The organism is Yersinia fenwicki (assembly GCF_043099325.1).
Classification (GTDB): Bacteria; Pseudomonadota; Gammaproteobacteria; order Enterobacterales; family Enterobacteriaceae; genus Yersinia.
This window is the reverse complement of record NZ_CP170755.1, coordinates 4,454,248-4,473,372: the sequence shown is the minus strand read 5'-3', so window position 1 is coordinate 4,473,372 and position 19,125 is coordinate 4,454,248. Positions and strand designations below refer to the sequence as shown.

Genomic DNA, 19,125 nt, shown 5'->3' with positions numbered 1-19,125 from the left:
AATACGTATTCATTATGGAAATTAAAAACAAATAAGGAAATAAGATATGGGAGAAGGACACAGTAATACCACCGGCCACGGTGCTCGTGGCCCAACGGGTGGGGTTAAAGGAGGGCCGGCAGGGCCAGGTGGACCAGGCTCTAACCGTGGTCAAGGATGGGGGACGTCACAAACGCCCTATGGTGCTATCCATCATTACAGCCCAAGCCAATTCGGCCATAGTAGTCAACGAGGTGGGGGGCGTGGTGGCGATCGTAGTAGTCAGGCAACTCCTGCAAATCTGGCGCAAAACCCGGAACTACAAACCTATATGGCTGTGGGAGGGATGCCAGCCGTTATCACCTTAATTGATGGGCATTGGGGGGTGACTTTAAGCCGTCTTCCAGCAGTGGCTGCGTTTATCGAAGGTCATTTAGCCAGAGTGGGATCGTGGGCCATGCGCACCAGCCCGGTCGGTGTAGCAGTTATGGGCATGATACCGTCAAAAATAGCGTCTGACCCGCTGATAGGGCAGTTCTTCACCACTTCGACACTTCCCGCCAACAGAGTTACGGATATACCGAAAGAAACATTAAAAGTAGTGGCTGATACTGCGGTTAATATTCGGATCAGTGATGTGACGGAAGAGGGAGTACAGAAAGCGGTGCTGATTAAAGCACCGATAGCCATACAACGAGTACCTGTCATTAAGGCCGTTACGACGACAAGGCCAGATGTCTTTACCGCAGCCATTCCGGGTATCACACCGATACATATCAGTGTAGTTGATACGATGCCTATTAATATCCCTGCGCCAACACAGCCAGCAGCAAGGCCCGCAGTGACGCTGATTGAGAATGCGGCTCCCAAAGAATTTAGCCTTCCAGTTGGCCGCCATAGTCGCGATGCCATTATCGTTTTCCCCGACAGCACGGGTATTGAACCGCTGTATCTCTCTGTCATCCGAATAACCAATGCTGATGAGCTGATGCAGGAAGCGCGCAATACCTATGATATAGCGCGGAATGAACTGGAAGTGGCTGAAAGGGCGATGACACAGTCGTTTAGCTCTGCGCTAGATGAATTAAAGCTGAAAAAAACACTGACGGATAAGCAAGTTACAGAAATAGCCGCACATATCATATTACTTGAAAGCCATATTCCTTTATTGAAACAGGAAGAGGCTAATATATGGCAACAATATAACGCTTTTGGAGGGCGTGATAATAAATGGGCATTTAAATACCGCTATGAACGGCGTGACTTAAGGGCACTGGCTCTTGTGAAACAAGAGGAGGTCAATGCGATAAATTATCGGCTCGTAGAGCTAAGAGCCAAATATGAAACACAGTTAGTACTGCAACAATCTGTTAATGCTGAACTTGGAATCGCAGAACAGCAACGTATTGAAAATGAACGGTTGGCCGCAGAGGCAGCACAACTGGCAGTAGAGGTTGCAGAGCGACAGCGTATAGAGAATCTACGACTGGCAGCAGAGGAGGTCGAAAGGCAACGTATTTTGAATGCAAGGTGGGCTGCAGAGTGGGCAGAACGGGAACGCATCAGGAACGAGCGACAGGTAGCAGAGATTGCAGCCTGGCAGCAGCGAGTTACCAACCCACGACTGACGACAGATACCGCAGAACAGTGGCGTATTAAGGACGAGCAATTAACTTTCGAAGAAGCAAAATGGCAATTTTATGAAAGTAAAAGATTAATTGCAGAAGAGGCGAAACTACAGCAGCTTGAAGAGCGGCGAATAACTGCAGAGTTAGAATGGCAATTGGTTAAAACCGAAATATTTTCTGCAGACGGAGACACTAAACAACAAGCTCAGGCGGCATTACATAGCTGGCAGGTATTTATTCGACGCAATACATTCTCTTTACCTGTGCTTCATCGGTGGCAGTTACCGCAACACGGCTTTGTGGCAGGGGGAAAGGTCTCTGTGACTTTAGCACCAGAAGTAGCCTCTGGATTGAACGAGTCATATCAGAAGGCGCAGCAGCAGCTTAACCGCCTCGCTACTCAGTCGGTGGTCGAGCCACTGGCGGTAATTCTTGCCACAGGGTTCTATCAGCGGGAGTCTGGAGAAGATGCTGAACATTCAAAGCAATGGGATAGCCCGCTGGCGTTAGCAGGCAGTGTTAACCTAGCGCGTATTGGATACTCGTCCAGAATCCGTTTGCCGCGACAGGGCGAAATTGATCTGCCTGTGCGGATTTTGATGAGGGATCATGACGGTAGGCTGGATATTTATGTGGTAAAAACCGGCGTTGCCCATGTGCCTGCTAAAGTAAAAATCGGTGCAGCGGAGTTCGATAAATCGAAAGGTGTTTATACCTTCATCACCGACAGCACACCGCCACGAACATTTATTTTTACTCCAGCAGAGCCACCGGGGGCGGAAGTCAGCTCAGTATTATCGCCACCCGACAGTGCTCCGATCAGCCCACAGCATACGGGTGAGATAGAAATTCAGCCTGTGGCCACGCCGACCATTTTGCCGTTGCCGCAGTTGGACGAGGGGGATTTCCACGATTATATCATCTGGTTCCCGGCAGAGTCGGGGCTGGAGCCGGTGTATGTTTATTTTAACAGCCCTTATGGTAAAACTACGGCTAAAGGTAAATATAGCGGTCGTGATTTTAATCCGGATAAAGCTGGCGGTTCTATTCAAAACCTGAACTGGAAGGACATAAAAATTAATCAAGCTGGAGTGGATAAGATAAAACTACACACAAAGCGTTTTGGTGAGTTAGAGGATAATAAGTTGATGATCGATCGGTTGGAGCTAATCTTGACGGGTGAACTCGAGGCCACCGATATTGATAAACGTTTCTATACTCATGAAATCAGAGAGCTAGAACGATATCGTACGCTAGGTGTGTCGGATGGCATTAATGATAATTCTGTTTGGAATGATGCTCATACCGCGACTCTGGAAGACTATAAGGTTAATGAAAAAACGCATCCTTTATATACGCCTGAAGCTGAGGACGCATATATCAAAGCAGAGTTAAAAAATTATTTAGGAGATAAATGATGTCAAGTATGGAAAAAATAATTCAAAATGAAACAGTTGAAGATGTTCTATTAGCGTTCACTCCTAATACAGCATATCAAGGCATTGATCGGATGTATGTAAGATATCGTTTTGATGTGGTAGCTGACCGGGAACTCTTATTTACATATCAGAGGCTAATAAAAGAAGGTAAGCTGGCTGAGGATGAGAAAGGACATACCCTCAAAGGGCCTAACTGGAAAGAGCCGAAATTCGTAACCGATAAAAAATACGATACTGAATAATATTTAACATTACTAATGATTTGTCATAATTAATTCCCAGTGAACAAGGATGTTACTGGGTTTTTTGACGATTGTTTATTCTGATATTAATATAAAAGTATTTTTTGAGGTGCATCATGGGGCTAAAACTGCATTTAGACTGGTTTGATAAAAAACTGAGTTATGTAAGAGCGAAGAATATTCGGCAGATCTTCAATCTGATGGCTCAGTTACTGAACAATTAGGTTTGCAGATTGAAAATAATATTAATAATGGAGGGTTTGATATTGAAGAATATTGGATGTCTATCATTCAGAAGTATTTTTCTCATCGAATTAATACTTCATGATATGACTATCAAACTTCATTTTATTATCGAGATGAGTAGTGATCTCAGGATTAAATAGTTAATTACACTACCAGTAATAACATAAGCCAATATTCTGATGGCTTATATCCATTAGTTAATTAAATATTAACATTCTCTTTATTGCATCATCTGGTTCCCGGCAGAGTCGGGGCTGGAGCCGGTGTATGTTTATTTTAATAAGCCAAGGAAAGGGGGCGCTGGTCGGCGTACCCGTTGGTATGGCGATAAAGGCCAAAAGATCTATGAGTGGGACTCACAGCATGGCGAACTTGAAGGATACCGTACCAGTGATGGCAAACACTTAGGGTCATTCGACCCAAAAACTGGAAAACAACTGAAAGGTCCTGATCCAAAAGGGCGTAATATTAAAGACTATCTATGAGGTAATTTATGGGACTCAAATTACGATTAACTTGGTTTGATAAGACAACTAATGTATTTGTTGGTACGGAATACTCTAAGGATTTTGGGGATGATGACACTATCATCGAGCGATTAGAGCTTCCTTTGGATGATACGATGAACAATGGGGAGTTTGATGTGGCACCGAGCTGGATAACATCTATTCAACCATATTTTAAAAACATCATTGCAATAGATAACTACGATTACTTTATTGCATTTGATTATCGAGATGCATGGTAATCTCAGACTAAAATAGTTTATTGCATTACCAGTAATAACATAAGCTGCCTTTCTGCTGGCTTATATCCCTTTATTAATTAAATATTAATAACCTCGCTATTATCTCATTTGGTTTCCAGATGTGGGTTTTGTCGCGAGGTTTCTAGAGCATCTTGAAATACCTGGGAAATTTAGGCTCAGGAATCAAGATACCCTGAAAAATGGAGAAGTATAAATGGAAAATAAAAATCTATCTGATTATACAGAGCAGGAATTCTTACGTTTTTTGAAAGATATTTATTATGATGCATATCCATCCGAGGCTGAACATGATGAGGCTATTCTTAGATTTGAAGAGTTGACCGAGCATCCAGATGGTTCTGATTTGATTTATTACCCTAATGATGATCGGGAAGATAGCCCTGAGGGTATTTTAGCTGAGATAAAAAGATGGCGAGCCGAAAATGGTAAGCTGGGGTTTAAGAAATAAATTATATCGCGAGTAATCATATAGACCGTCTCTCTGGGCGGTCTATATTGATAAGTTTTTTATTTCAGCTCGCGACTAAAAGGTTTACGGTTACCTAAATCATCAATTAAGACAAAATTGGCCGTTTTACTGTCTGCTGAAGGGATGCGATTGAGGGGAAAGTCGAGTGTGGAAAATGGGGCGACCATATCGGGCAATCCTTCGGCCAATCCCAATGTTAAAGAAGCGAGTGATGCATAATAAGGGGTTGGATTATCAACTTTAACTGCGGCGGTATTACCATTGCGTTCTAAGACAAAAGTTAATGCCTTGCTGACGGTATCCGCCGGTGCGGGCAAACTTTTCGGGCGATAAAAGACTTTGTATTGCATACGCAAAGCCAGTGTAACGGAAGACTCATCATCAACTTTAGGTGTGGCTTTAGGTGGGATTTCGTAAACATTAAGCCAAAATGCAGATTCTCTATCCAACGGTAATTTACTGGCACCAGATAAAATCAAACGCAGGCTGCGTTGAGCTTGTGGTTGTAATCGAAACAATGGTGGCAACACTAATACCGGGGAAATTGCTTTCTCTGGTGTTGCCATTAAATCGCCATCATCCACCCACACCTGCACTGCCACCGGGTAGTCATTGCTATTGACCAGTTGCAGTGACTCTTCCGTGCTACCCTCACTGAAAATAATACGCGTTCTTTCTGCCACGACACTCGCCATCGCCGGAACACTACAGGCGAGGAGAAGTGAGAACAGTAAGCCATTAAAACTACTATTGAAACGCATATTATTGGACACGGATAACAACTTGCGCATGTGCATTTACTGCTCCTGCCGTCACAGTTTGTCCGCTGATTTTGCTTAACTCAGCCCGGAAATTCTCAGTGTAACTATTACCCCCGCTCACCGTACCGGTTATTTCTTGCGCGCCCTGGAATATGCCATACCAGCCACCGTTATTACCGGTTTGAGTCACATTCTTTGAGAGTAGGTACATCGGATTATTATTACGGTAGATACGGATCCCCACACCATTTGCCATTCCGGCTGCACCATAATTATCTGATACCAAATGGCTAATGCCACCGCTACCATTTATTAAGCCCAAAGCCTGTGCTTTAGCGGCGTTTGCCGCTGGCACCAAAAAGCCCATCGCTACTGCACCGGCATTGACGCCGGAGGTAATACCGGTCTGGCACTGGAAATCCACACTGAACTCAGCTGAGCTACTACTGCCACTGTTCAGTTCGGCCACAGAAATTCTGGGTAAAATCACCGTTGGAGTAAAATTAGTGACCGCACAAATGGTGGTACGGCGAAAAGTCACGTAATTGTATAGCCCGATAGAGGCAGGCCAGGTCGAATACCAACCGGGCCAGTTTGATACCGAGTCGGTTCCTTCAATAGGGCCGCTAATGCCAGGGCCTTTAAAGGCGATATAGGCATTGGGCTGAGTATAGGCATAGGCATAAGATGCTGCGTTGTTAGTACCCGCGCGGGCATAATCAATACGAAACAGCTCGGTATATAGATTACTGAAATTCTTGGCTTTGACCAAAATACGGCCAGTGCTGTCAGTATCCAATCCGGTTAAACGGCGTCCTTTCCATAAACGTGAGTAATACTCGCCCGTGGATAGATTTGTAAGCCGAATAACCACATTACGGACATAAGTCGCAAAGCCGGAGGGAACATTGCCAGCAATCGCGCCATCTTCATTTTTGCCACCATAGTCATTATCCCCATTAGTGGCATACATCTCGAAGAGTTGGTCAACATCAGCTGCAGCACAGCGGAATAGCACACGATCAGGGTCATAGCTGGTATTCAGGGCAAAAGTGGTAAAGTCGGATGTTGCTGCGGCTAATAATGTTCCGTCAGGTTGAAAGTTGGCTGCAGTGCTGAGGTCAATAACACCCGGCAAGCCGAGTGAGCCATTATTGTAATCTAGGGAGCCAGACCATGCGCTGGCCGTGCCATCACCGGCACTCAGCTGACTTTGCGCGGTAATTCGCGTACAAGCTGACCATGCTGAGGTGCTAAATAATCCTATTAGTAACATCGTTCCTGCCACAATATAAGGGCGACGGGAATGAACAGACAGTGTTGGCCGTGAGACTTTGCAAGATATTAACTGCTCTGTTGGTCTTAACATTATTTTTCTCATAATGATTAACGGCGGCAACTGCCTGTTAAATGGATAATATCTTGCTCAGTATCTTGGTTAGCAAAATCATAAGGTAATTCACATTGCTCGTTGCTGTTTTCACCCCAGCGTACATAAAGTGAACCCTTATTCTCTTGCACCCGAGCATAGATCTGATTCCCCTGACCTACCATACCGACCAGTTCATCTTTATTGTTATAGACATCTGAACCCAGTGGTAATCCTTCGCCATCAGCGGTTTGGGTTTGAATTAATACCGCATAGCCAGTCAATGTGTCGAATTTCACTCTTACTGCGGCCCCAGCATAAGGAACAACACGTCCCTGATTTTCTTTCAACTCGGTATTACGATTAATGCCTTTAGTATCTAAACCGACGGTATTGTAATTATAAGGTGTTAATGAAGGCACCAGTGCAAAGCCATTCTTATCAATCCTGGCACCTTGTGCATTTCGTACTGTCGCGCCCTGAGCGCCATCGGCTTCAATTAAACCGAAAGTGTCGCCTAAATAAGGCCCAAGAGTGACACCTTTGCTGTGTATTACAGCGGCTCCACGCGCACTAGCCCCATATTGGGTATAGTTATTGCCACGAGAATAGCTGCCATTGACGGTCGCATTAGGGAATTGCTTCTGCACATTCGCGCCCCAACTATTTGAACTCCCGCTAATATTACTGTCGTCATAACCCGCATTGACTGAATAATTTAAAGTATTACGTTCACCGGCTGTGCCGGATAATGATGTTTGATAGTTGTTACCACTTTTCGGATTACGGTTGGCAGACATGGATAGATATTGATTCCTACCCCCCATATTCAGTGGAATAGATACAGTTAAGGACGCGATATTTTCGGTATTACCGTAGCGCGTTGTTGTCATCGTTTCGTCCGTATCATCAATATCCCAACCAAACTGGGTTGAGGTATAAATTGTGCGCTGGCGGCTCAGTGCTACGTTATAGCTAATATCTTTATAACTATTTGAATAGTTTAGCTGTAACTGTGTATCTCTCTGCGTATCGTTATAATAATCACTGGTCGATGCTGAGGCTGAAAGCTGCCCATAGCCAGCCAGAGTTTGGTTTATTGTGGTGGTAAATTGGCTACGCTGTTTATACGTAGATGAATCCCAAGTACCGCCATTCTTTTGCACTGAACGTACACCAAATACATCATTTAAATCACGATACCCTTTGGTTGAATAGCGATATCCAGCCAGTGAGAATGAGGTACCCGTTTCATTAAATGTTTGACTATAGGTTGCCTGCATCCGCCAACCATTTTGAGTTTGATTATCTTCAACTTTGGCATGGGAATAGGTGGTATTAAGGCCAAACGCGCCGACTGATGTACCTATTACCCCTCCCACAAGTAATGCCGCATAGTCTTGCGCTAAACGCATACCACTGTTGGCAGTTAACTGATTGGTAAGACCACGCTCATAGGTAAAATCAGTGAAATAGCTGTCAATATTAGTGAAGTCACGTGATTCCCCAACCACCGCATTATAACGACTCACACCCGGGCGCATTGAATCCGGCACGGCACTGAAGGGCACAGTAAAAGTCGAACGGCTACCATTCGCTTCTATAACTTCAACATTAAGATCACCCTGACTGGTGGTGCTGTATAAATCGTTAATAACAAATGGGCCGGGGGCGACGTTAGTTTCATAAATTTCACGTCCGTTCTGGCTAATAATCACTCGCGCGTTGCTGGTGGCCACACCACGTACTTCAGGTGCAAAACCCCGCATCGACTGTGGCCACATACGTTGGTCTGTTGCCATTTTTACACCGCGAAATGACATGGTGCCGAATAAGGTACTGTCGGTGAAGGTTTCACCCAGCGTTAATTCACTGTCTAATTGTGAAATAGGACGCTGCACATAAGTGCGGATATTATTCCATTGTGTATTGCTGTTATTATTGTTGCTGGAGTAACTCAGGTTTGATTGTTGGCGTAATTGCCATAACCCTAAGTTGAGACCACTTTTTAGGCCAACGAAACCGTAATCAGAAGTGCTGTTTTGCTGAGTTTGTGTATCACTACGATAAAAGTTTGCGCTGTAGTTAACGAAGGCGAGCTTTTCACCTTCTTCCCATTCGCTGCGCTCAATATAACCTCGAGGGCGTTGTTGCAATAATGCTTGGGGAATAGAAAGCTCCAGGCGCAGTTTGGCCTGATCAAAACGAAAAGACGCGCCTTTTACTCGCTCCGCCAACGGTAAACATTTCTCGGTGGTAGAGGGGGGGACCGCCGCAGATTCTGAAGGTATTGACTCTCCCTCCGCGGTATTAGGCTCTTTAGGCGTGGTATTATTTTTATTGGAGAGTTCAATGCCAGCCGCAGTTAAGAATTGGTCACTTAGGCAGGGGAAAACCTCGGGTGAATCGGCATTTTTAATAAATTGAATTGTAGTGCGTTTATATAATTTGTTATTAATCAGGACATCTACAGCGTCAAAATTTCCCGGTGTAACAGAATCCTCTTTATTGAGTTGATTCAAGCCGGAGGCAAACTTTGTGCCTAAAAAGAGTGATTCATCAAATTCCAGATTTTGTGGATCTTCCTGAGCTAAAACAGTATCGATATGTAAAACTAAAGTCATACAAAGTGTTAAAGCTTTCTTACGGCCAGAGAATTTTTTTTTCAGAACGACTTGTGAAAGCCCCATAAATATTCCTTCGCCGGAAAGCTACTACTGAATTTTATAGCTACCGGTATCTTGCCCGCCGAAATCATTAACTAACAGGAAATTAACAATAGCATTTGAAGGTACAGATGAATTTGGGATAACCCACTGAGCTTGAGACATTGGTGGGATCATCTCAGATTTCATTTTGAGTTTTTTACCTCCCCCAACGACTTCACCACTGGCAATGGTGGCATAGAACCCTGTTGGGTTTTTGCCCGTAACAACAACATCTTTACCTTGTTGGCGTACACTAAATGTCAAAGCGTTGGAGACTTGATCAGCTCTGCCAGTAATATTTTCAGGCCGATAAAACACTTTAATCCGGTTACGCATCAACACTAACATTTTATTATTCTTTTCTGCTTTATTAACGGGAGGAACCTGTAAAAAATTAAGGTAGAACACAGATTCTCTATCCGTTGGCAAACCACTACCGGTATATTTTAGCCGTAATGTTTGGCCCGCATTCGCTTCAATACGGAAGAACGGAGGGGTGACAATGAAAGGCGCTTTACCTGTCTCCGGTGTTGATTGGGCATCGCCACTATCTAACCAGACCTGGACAGCATTAGGAAAGTTATCGTTGTTCGTTAATTGGATACTATGCTCTTTTTCACTAGCCGAATATATAATACGGCTGCCGTTCATCACTACGCTGGCATTGGCAAAAGATATCCCCATAAGAATTAATAAAGTAATAAGCAGGAAACGGTAGCTATTTATATTGAGCATGATGGGGATATCCTCTAAAGGAAACTGGTTGAATAGTTAAGCCTCTGTTAATTGAAGTTGTGGGGGGGGGGGGCAATATCTTCACCCAAGTGACTTATTGGTATAAGCCCATTGAGATCTGTTTATCTTGTGCCTGTCCACAACTCCAATTACTTAGAGTATATCCTATCCTACGATACTGATATTACAGGTAGGAAACTGCATATTGTACAGAAGCAATCACAGAACCAGGGCCAGCTTGACCAGTTGCGAAATACTGGACCGCAAAATCATGCTCTGCTGATGTATCGCCAGCTTTCAATACGATACCATCTTGTGCTACGCCACTATTCAGATTGATGCCGGTTGTTGTCACTGCATCTTTCAGTAATTGCAGCTCAACGTTTGTTGCCGTGCCACTATTCTTTAAGTTACCAGAAGTTGTTACCTGGTTACCCACGAAAACAGTTTTGATATCAATATCAGCAGCACCTGTTGCACAACCTGATACACCCAGAGTAAAGGTTGTTTTCCCGGCGGTTTTACCTGAAGCATTTAAATCGCCACTTGATACTGTTGGCAATAATACCATTGGGTTAGCATCAAGGCCGTTGACGGTAACAGAGCAAGTTTGAGCTGTGACTTCGCCTTGGAAGGTAATTGTATTATTGCTTGCTGCCATTGCTACAGTTGTCGATGCTGCGAATAACGCCATAGCTAAAGTAATCTTATTCATTTTAAACTCCAATATAGTAATTAGAAATAGGCGAAATACTCGTTTCATTCAAATTATAATGAGTATTCAACTTATTAAGTATGATGTGGGTTAATGACTATATGTACGAGTTTTATTTGATTGTACTCGCCAGCTATCCACATGTTATTTCATTAAAGTATTTGGGCGGGCATTATTTCAGCTACGTCCATTACTTGATGATGAGATAATATAGAAAGCAGGTTTGGCTGCACATAGGATAAACAAACCAATGTTTGTAGGAAAAATCCCACAAACTCTCTTTTTTAAGTAAAGACAGCATAACTGATTGTATCTTAATGTTTTTTATTTTATATAAAAGTAGATTAATGAGATCTTTCTTGTTGTTTTTATTGAAAAGTTAATTTACGCCCCCTATTGGGGCACATTTTAATAGGAGTTGTTAATATAGTTGATGTGTTATTTGTAAAGTTAAGTAGGTATATTGTATAGATGTAATTGATAACAGGTTGAGTGTTGAAAATATTCATATTGTTCTTTCAATATTAATTATTTTCAAGACGCTTTATATTAATGATAAATAGAAAGGTATAAGAGGATACTTGCGCCGCCGGCAGAGGTGGCGCATGACTAACTTAATTACGGTATAAGACTTTGATAATGTGGTAGCCAATTGAGTTTTTACCGGACCATAAGGTTGCAGTAATTCGCAGCTAAATACGGCTTTATCGAACGCCGGAACCATATCCCCTTTATTGAACTCACCCAGATCACCGCCACTACGTTTTGACGGGCAGTTAGAGAACTTTTTCGCTAACTCTTGGAAATTTGCGCCGTTGTTCAACTGCGCCAGAATATCGTTTGCCTGCTTTTCATCATCAACCAAGATGTGCAGTGCAGAAGCTTTGTTTGCCATAGTAACAATCACCATCAATTTATTGGGTAGGGTTATTTGAACGAAGATTATCTTCAAGTGAGCCCTGAAGCGCGCCAGTGTAACGTATTTTAGTCGTGATGGGGCCACACTGGTCAGCGTTTTACAAATCAAAAGATGCCAGCTGGTTTTTTGTCATCAGCCGCTTTCTGCTACAATCCTGTTCCCCCGTCTACCTACTGAGCTTTCGAGTGTTATGCGATTAAATCCCAGCCAACAACAAGCCGTCGAATTTGTCACCGGACCCTGCCTGGTGTTGGCCGGTGCGGGATCGGGTAAAACCCGAGTCATCACCAATAAGATTGCGCATCTGATTCGCCAATGCGGCTATCAGCCAAAACATATTGCTGCGGTAACCTTTACCAATAAAGCCGCGCGGGAGATGAAAGAACGTGTAGCTCAAACGTTAGGGCGCAAAGAAGCACGGGGTTTGATGATTGCGACGTTCCATACTCTGGGGCTGGAAATCATCAAAAAAGAGTACAAAGCGCTAGGAATGAAATCCAATTTCTCCTTGTTTGATGCGCAAGACCAACTGGGTCTGTTGAAAGACCTGACCCATAAGTGGTTGGAAGACGATAAAACCTTACTGCAACAGTTGATATCCCAGATCTCAAACTGGAAAAATGATCTTCTCGATCCTGCCGCCGCAGCGACGTTGGCTCGATCCGAGCGAGATAAGTTATTCGTCCATTGCTATGGCTTATATGACGCACATTTAAAAGCGTGCAATGTATTGGATTTCGATGATCTCATTTCATTGCCCACCTTATTGCTGCAAAACGATCTGGAAGTGCGCGAACGCTGGCAAAACCGGCTGCGTTACCTATTAGTGGATGAATACCAAGACACCAATACCAGTCAGTACCAAATGGTTAAATTGCTGGTGGGCAGCCGGGCGCGTTTTACTGTGGTGGGCGATGATGATCAATCCATCTATTCATGGCGTGGTGCACGACCACAGAATTTAGTCTTGTTGAATGAAGATTTCCCTCAGTTACAAGTGATCAAGCTGGAGCAAAACTACCGTTCCTCGGGCCGTATTTTGAAAGCGGCCAATATCTTGATTGCCAATAATCCGCATGTTTTTGAAAAAAAGCTCTTTTCTGAGTTGGAGTATGGCGATGAGCTAAAAGTGATTACCGCCAATAATGAAGATCATGAAGCTGAAAGGGTGGTCGGTGAGCTTATCGCCCACCATTTTGTGAAAAAAACGCAATACAGCGACTATGCCATTTTGTATCGCGGTAATCACCAGTCACGTCTATTTGAAAAGCTATTGATGCAAAACCGTATCCCTTATCGTATTTCCGGCGGGGATTCGTTTTTCTCTCGTCCGGAGATCAAAGACTTACTGGCTTATTTGCGAGTATTGACCAATCAGGATGATGACAGCGCATTCTTACGTATCGTGAATACCCCAAAGCGCGAGATAGGTTCTGCGACGATTCAAAAATTGGGTGAATGGGCTAATGTGCGTAATAAAAGTCTGTTTCGTGCCAGTTTTGATTTAGGGCTGGGCGAGCATCTGAAGGGGCGCGGTTTGGAGTCATTACAGCGTTTCACTCATTGGATGGAAGGCATTATTCGCTTAGTGGAACGCGAACCGATAGCCGCAGTGCGGGATTTAATTCACGGCATCGATTATGAAAGCTGGCTATTCGAAACCTCTCCTAGCCCGAAAGCGGCAGAAATGCGGATGAAGAACGTCAATTTATTATTCAGCTGGATGACCGAAATGTTGGAAGGGTCAGAACTGAATGAGCCGATGACACTGACTCAGGTTGTTACACGTTTTACCCTGCGCGATATGATGGAGCGCGGGGAAAGTGATGAAGAGTTGGATCAGGTACAGCTGATGACACTGCATGCTTCAAAGGGGCTGGAATTTCCGTATGTGTTTTTGGTTGGTATGGAAGAAGGTTTATTGCCACACCAAAGCAGTATTGATGAAGACAATGTAGATGAAGAGCGGCGGCTGGCTTATGTGGGCATCACCCGCGCTCAGCGCGAACTGTTTTTCACCTTATGCAAAGAGCGGCGGCAATATGGTGAGCTGATGCGACCCGAACCCAGCCGTTTCCTGATGGAGCTCCCGCAGGATGACTTGAAATGGGAAAATGAGCGCAAAGCCGTTAGCCCGGAAGAACGAATGCAAAAAGGGCAGAGTCACCTTGCCAATATTCGAGCGCAATTAGCGAATGCTAAAAAGCCACAGTGAATACTCAAAACCAATAGTGGGCAGGTGATAACAGAACCTGCCCATCTGTTATTGATTAAGGCGCGACAGGTTTACCATCAACCTTGACGTTTTTCACATCGCTAAAATGCCACGGCGTATCTCCTTGCAATTCAGTGAAAGTGACTTTATTAAATTCACTGTCACGTATGTCACTGATTGCAGTGGGTGTGACATTGTTAAGTTGCACATTGTTAACGTGAACTGAACGGTGCCAGGCGTTGTTCGCTGTATCCCCTTTAATTTCAATAGACGCATTTTTGCCAGTGATATTATCTACAGTCACATTTTTTAATGTGAAATCATAGAATTGGGCCGGGATCTTGGCTGGCGGGTAATCAATGTTGGCATTGCTATCAGCATAATCCAATGTCATCACCATGACTTGCTTCGCCAGATCGCGCATTGCATTATTACGGAAAGTGACATGACGGGCACCACCACCGATGGTGCTGGTACTTTTAGCACGAAGACCGATATCAGTCAGGTACATCACATTATTTTCGGCCAGAATATCTTCAATCCACGCCCCTGTGTGGCTACCAGTGACTATCGCGCCGTGTCCCATCCGGAAATAGTTATTAAATAACCATGCACCTTTCATGGACTCTTGTTCCAGGGCTTTATCTCCTGTTCCTGCCGCGAAGTTGATGCAGTCATCGCCGGTATCAAAGAAGTTATTAAATACCATGACATTCTGACTGTTACCGAACTCGATACCATCGCCGTTATTCGCATCATATGTTTGGTGAATCAATCCGTTGGCAACCACATTGTGGTTTTCCAGATTCATAATGCCGTGGAAGGCAGGGTTACGTACCGTAAACCCCGCCAGATATACGTTTTCTACTCCGCGTAATGTCATTAGGCTGGAGCGACGTTGGCCATAGGCATTTTTCAAATCCATACCATCGGAAACAGCCTTTTCAACCTGATTTTTAGCCAGAATGCCGTCTTCATGCACTTTACTATTCTTACTCGCCACATATTGCGGCAGTGGTCGGCCTAATTCATCAGTAATTTCAGCAGTTTTTGCGCGTAGCCAACCATTGCCATCAATTACCCCGGAGCCGGTAATACGAATATTGCGGAATGTGCCCGGCTTGCTGTTATTAGGATCGATGGCATTGATCAGTGATGCTGGGCGCTCAATAGTGGAGTAAGGATACAAACGGTAGCCCGCGGGGTAATCATCTGGATTTTCTGAACCCAATAACGTAGCGCCGGCCTGTAGATTAAGGGTCATGTCACTTTTCAGCCAAAGTGCACCACTTTTGTAAGTACCCGCAGGGATTTCGACACGGCAGCCGGGCTTACAGCTATCAATTGCTTGCTGTATGGCTTTGGTATTCAATGTTTTACCGTCATCGATGGCCCCAAAATCACGCACATTCACAATCTGCGGCTTGGCACTGGTTTTTGCTGTGATGGGCTTGCTGGCTACAGATAAAGATCCATCGGCGTATTGTGCTTTCACCGTAAATTGATAGCGGGTTTCCGGTTTTAGGCCCATAACCGTAAAGTTTTGCATCACAATTTTATGTTGGAAATTATCTTTATCATTGGCATAGAAATGATCGATATAAGGCTTGGCTGGTGAGAATTTATCATTATTATCGCTGGCCTTACCGAGCAATTTCCCTGCAGAGAAAATCTGATAATCAACTATTTTGCGAGTATCTTCCGGCGCTTTCCATACCAGAACAATACTGCTCTCATCATAGGCGAGAGTGGGAACTTGTAGCTGCTGGGGAGCATCGAGACTACTTGATTTTGCTGCTATTGCCATCGGAGTACCCACCATCAGACTGGCCATGATCACCAGCATGCCTGTAGTTCGTGGGCGTTGAAGCTGTGCTTGCATTGTTATCCCTTTCCAATAAAGAAACAGTGTTTTATAAAAATACATACAATGTTTCTTTTTTAAACTGAGGGTGATCACAATCTGACAGTTTTATAGGTTTTTACACCAAGAATATAAGCGAAGGGAAGGCGACCGAGGCCGCCAACAACAAAGAATTTAGTTAAATTCTTCTAATAGCAGTGGCCACTGAACATAGCTCTGCCAATGACTTTCTTGCTCTAATGCCTCTGCACGGTAAGGATGTTGCTGCAACCAGCCATGAGGCAATAGCACATAAAGTGTTTCACCATTGGCTCGCAGACGGACAGCTGGAAGAGTGTCATCGCGGCGACGGCTGGAGAATATAATGGCCAGACGCAATAAACGGCATAGGTGTTGAGCCATATCTACTGGTAATGCATTCTGTTGATTCAACAGCGAGAGATCGAGAGTATCACTCTGATTTTGCAATAAAGCTGCAAGTAAGAGCTTTTGAGCGGGGGTAAAACCGGGCAGATCCAGATTGCGTATCAGGTAAGCGGCATGTTGCGGAGCACGTTTAAAATCGATGCTTAGGCCAATTTCGTGAATCAAGCAGGCATTTTGCAATAACTCACGACATCGACCATCGAGACGCCACTCTTTTTCTACCTGAAGCAAAAAGTTATCGGCCAATTTACTGACGCGCTTGGCTTGCTCAGTATCCAGCAAGTAACGGCGTTGGATATTTCGCACCGTTCGGCTACGAATATCCTGTTCAACCGGCAAATGAAGCATGCCATAGACCAGCCCTTCACGTAGCGCACCGCCTGCCAACGTCATACTTTCAATCGCCAGTTCCTGAAATATGGCAATCAGGATAGACAGGCCGCTGGGGAAAACCAGTGCTCGTTCCAGTGTTAATCCGGGGATTTCCAGTTCTTCCAACTTGCCGCATTGAATCGCCCGCTGTTTGAGCTGCTGCAATTTTGCCAGCGTGATCAGTTCATCCATGCCCTGAGCGACCATAATTTCTTGCAGCGCCTGAACGGTACCCGAGGCACCGACACAGATTTGCCAGCCATGTTCACGAAAACGTTGTGCGACAGGTTTAAGCATTTCACGTGCGGCTGACTCCGCGCGGTCAAAATTGTCTTTTGCCAGATTGCGGTCACTAAAGTAACGCTCCAGCCAGGTGACACAACCCATTGATAAACTGACCAGAATATTGGCCTGAGCGCCATTGCCAGTCACAAGCTCTGTGCTGCCACCACCAATATCGACGACTAAACGCTGCTCTGGCCCACCGGTAGTATGTGCAACGCCGTGATAAATCAGACGTGCTTCTTCTTCACCACTGATGACCTGAATCGGGCAACCGAGGATTTCGGTCGCAGTTTGCAGGAATTCTTCAGCATTTGAAGCCAGACGCAGGGTTGCTGTTGCCACCACGCGGATCTGATCCAAAGGAATATCCTGCAAACGCTCAGAAAAAAGCTTTAGGCATTGCCAGCCGCGTTCCATCGCTTCTTGCGATAGGTGGTTTTGGGTATCCAGACCCGCAGCCAGGCGGACTTTCCGCTTGATTCGGGCCAGCGTTTGGATACTGCCAGCCACCTCACGTACTACCAACATATGAAAACTGTTGGAGCCAAGATCGATGGCAGCATAAAGTGAGGTGGAACTTAGCATCATTTATCAGCTCGGTCGCTTACGGTTATTCCGTGGTGCACCACTGCGACGTGGGGCAGAGTTACGGCGTGGGCCATTCCCGGTGCGGGTACGGGCCAGACGTTTTGGCGCCGGTAAATCAGTTAATAGCGCATCGCTATTATATTTGCTTACCGGAATGCTATGACCGGTATAGGTCTCGATAGCCGGTAAGTTTAATGCGTATTCTTCACATGCCAGGCTAATGGAATGACCACTTTCGCCAGCACGGCCGGTACGACCAATGCGGTGAACATAGTCTTCACAATCATCAGGTAGGTCATAGTTAAAGACGTGGGTTACCAGTGGAATATGCAAACCACGAGCAGCAACATCAGTTGCAACCAGGATATCCAAATCACCTTTGGTGAAATCTTCTAAAATCCGCAGGCGTTTTTTCTGCGCGACATCACCGGTCAATAGACCGACACGATGACCATCGGCAGCCAGGTGGCCCCAGATTTCTTCACAACGATGTTTGGTATTAGCAAAAATAATGCAGCGATCTGGCCACTCTTCTTCAATCAAAGTCTGAAGCAGACGCATTTTTTCTTCATTTGAAGGGTAGAACAGCTCTTCCTGAATGCGGTGGCCGGTTTTCTGTAACGGTTCCACTTCAACATATTCGGCGTTGTTCATTTGTTCGAAGGCCAATTCACGTACACGGTACGAAAGTGTGGCAGAGAACAGCATGTTTAAACGCTTATCAACGGAAGGCATACGGCGGAACAGCCAGCGGATATCTTTTATAAAGCCTAAATCGTACATCCGATCAGCTTCATCCAACACCACAACCTGAATCGCACCAAGATTAATATAATTTTGTTTTGCGTAATCGATTAAACGGCCAGTAGTCCCGATAAGAATATCTACGCCACTTTCCAGCACTTTAAGCTGTTTGTCGTAGCCGTCACCACCATAAGCCAAACCTAATTTCAGGCCGGTTATCTGGGAAAGTGACTCTGCATCGGAGTGAATTTGCACAGCTAATTCACGCGTTGGTGCCATAATCAATGCGCGCGGTTGATTAGTCTGACGACCCTCTTCTGCGGGGTGAGAAAGCAAATAATGGAAAGTAGACGCTAAGAATGCCAGCGTCTTGCCGGTTCCTGTTTGCGCCTGACCCGCTACATCACGCCCAGATAGGGTGAGTGGCAATGCTAACGCCTGGATCGGCGTACAATACTGAAATCCTTTGTTTTCAAGGGCTTCAATAACTAGCGGGTGCAGGGCGAAGTCGGAAAACTTCTTTTCGGTCAAGTGTGTTTTGCTCATAGTGTGGTAGAATATCAGCTAACTATTGCTTTACGAAAGCGTATCCGGTGAAATAAAGTCATCCTATTGTTGGTTAATGCTACACCAACGAGGTAGACACAATCCT

The 19,125-nt window shown here is 44.8% G+C and carries 13 protein-coding genes and 3 pseudogenes; 7 read left to right on the top strand and 9 right to left on the bottom strand.

All coding sequences use genetic code 11. The features are described 5' to 3' along the window. The first annotated feature begins 46 nt into the window (after window positions 1-46). From ACF3VQ_RS20275 to ACF3VQ_RS20250, 6 genes and pseudogenes are all read left to right on the top strand, one after another. Entirely contained in the window at window positions 47-3,025 is a 2,979-nt protein-coding gene (locus ACF3VQ_RS20275; RefSeq protein WP_392432723.1) for an S-type pyocin domain-containing protein, read from the top strand. Then, a complete protein-coding gene (locus tag ACF3VQ_RS20270; protein ID WP_392435733.1) occupies window positions 3,025-3,288 on the top strand; it encodes an immunity protein in 264 nt (87 codons plus the stop codon). Before ACF3VQ_RS20275 ends, ACF3VQ_RS20270 begins: the two co-directional genes overlap by 1 nt. Window positions 3,289-3,499: 211 nt before the next feature. Then, a pseudogene (locus ACF3VQ_RS20265) lies at window positions 3,500-3,616 on the top strand (colicin E3-like toxin immunity protein); the annotation flags it as partial. A 157-nt stretch (window positions 3,617-3,773) separates the two neighbouring features. Further along, window positions 3,774-4,019 (top strand): annotated as a pseudogene (locus ACF3VQ_RS20260) (colicin E3/pyocin S6 family cytotoxin); the annotation flags it as partial. 8 nt (window positions 4,020-4,027) lie between these two features. Beyond that, window positions 4,028-4,282 carry a colicin E3-like toxin immunity protein gene (locus tag ACF3VQ_RS20255; protein ID WP_392432722.1) on the top strand — a complete coding sequence of 85 codons (255 nt, stop codon included), beginning with the start codon at window positions 4,028-4,030 and terminating at the stop codon, window positions 4,280-4,282. 214 nt (window positions 4,283-4,496) lie between these two features. Further along, window positions 4,497-4,751, top strand: a complete 255-nt coding sequence (locus ACF3VQ_RS20250) for a bacteriocin immunity protein (protein ID WP_392432721.1) — start codon at window positions 4,497-4,499, stop codon at window positions 4,749-4,751. A 59-nt stretch (window positions 4,752-4,810) separates the two neighbouring features. Here the strand turns inward: ACF3VQ_RS20250 and ACF3VQ_RS20245 are convergent, their stop codons facing one another. The 6 genes and pseudogenes from ACF3VQ_RS20245 to ppiC all read right to left on the bottom strand — a co-directional run bounded on the left by ACF3VQ_RS20245 (window position 4,811) and on the right by ppiC (window position 11,955). Continuing rightward, complete coding sequence (locus ACF3VQ_RS20245; protein WP_392432720.1) at window positions 4,811-5,569, bottom strand: molecular chaperone; 759 nt, start codon at window positions 5,567-5,569, stop codon at window positions 4,811-4,813. Further along, window positions 5,535-6,809 carry a fimbrial usher protein StbD gene (stbD, locus tag ACF3VQ_RS20240; protein ID WP_392435731.1) on the bottom strand — a complete coding sequence of 425 codons (1,275 nt, stop codon included), beginning with the start codon at window positions 6,807-6,809 and terminating at the stop codon, window positions 5,535-5,537. The genes ACF3VQ_RS20245 and stbD overlap by 35 nt, the downstream gene beginning before the upstream one ends. Window positions 6,810-6,919: 110 nt before the next feature. Next, complete coding sequence (locus ACF3VQ_RS20235; RefSeq protein WP_392432719.1) at window positions 6,920-9,592, bottom strand: fimbria/pilus outer membrane usher protein; 2,673 nt, start codon at window positions 9,590-9,592, stop codon at window positions 6,920-6,922. A gap of 24 nt (window positions 9,593-9,616) precedes the next feature. Beyond that, window positions 9,617-10,345 (bottom strand): molecular chaperone, encoded by a 729-nt coding sequence (locus tag ACF3VQ_RS20230; RefSeq protein WP_392432718.1) that lies wholly within the window; start codon window positions 10,343-10,345, stop codon window positions 9,617-9,619. A 184-nt stretch (window positions 10,346-10,529) separates the two neighbouring features. Continuing rightward, window positions 10,530-11,060 (bottom strand): fimbrial protein, encoded by a 531-nt coding sequence (locus ACF3VQ_RS20225; RefSeq protein WP_392432717.1) that lies wholly within the window; start codon window positions 11,058-11,060, stop codon window positions 10,530-10,532. A gap of 614 nt (window positions 11,061-11,674) precedes the next feature. Beyond that, a pseudogene (gene ppiC, locus ACF3VQ_RS20220) lies at window positions 11,675-11,955 on the bottom strand (peptidylprolyl isomerase PpiC). A gap of 214 nt (window positions 11,956-12,169) precedes the next feature. Between ppiC and rep the strand changes: the two are divergent. Then, complete coding sequence (gene rep, locus ACF3VQ_RS20215) at window positions 12,170-14,194, top strand: DNA helicase Rep (protein ID WP_392432716.1); 2,025 nt, start codon at window positions 12,170-12,172, stop codon at window positions 14,192-14,194. A gap of 55 nt (window positions 14,195-14,249) precedes the next feature. On the opposite strand, the gene ACF3VQ_RS20210 is transcribed toward rep, so the two are convergent. The 3 genes from ACF3VQ_RS20210 to rhlB all read right to left on the bottom strand — a co-directional run bounded on the left by ACF3VQ_RS20210 (window position 14,250) and on the right by rhlB (window position 19,019). After that, window positions 14,250-16,076, bottom strand: coding sequence for a glycosyl hydrolase family 28 protein (locus ACF3VQ_RS20210; RefSeq protein WP_392432715.1), 1,827 nt, complete (start codon window positions 16,074-16,076; stop codon window positions 14,250-14,252). 156 nt (window positions 16,077-16,232) lie between these two features. Beyond that, window positions 16,233-17,726 carry an exopolyphosphatase gene (gene ppx / locus ACF3VQ_RS20205; protein WP_392435729.1) on the bottom strand — a complete coding sequence of 498 codons (1,494 nt, stop codon included), beginning with the start codon at window positions 17,724-17,726 and terminating at the stop codon, window positions 16,233-16,235. Between the two features lie 6 nt (window positions 17,727-17,732). Further along, the gene (gene rhlB / locus ACF3VQ_RS20200) at window positions 17,733-19,019 is read right to left on the bottom strand and encodes an ATP-dependent RNA helicase RhlB (protein WP_392432714.1); all 1,287 of its coding nucleotides are present in this window, start codon (window positions 19,017-19,019) and stop codon (window positions 17,733-17,735) included. Between the last annotated feature and the right edge of the window lie 106 nt (window positions 19,020-19,125).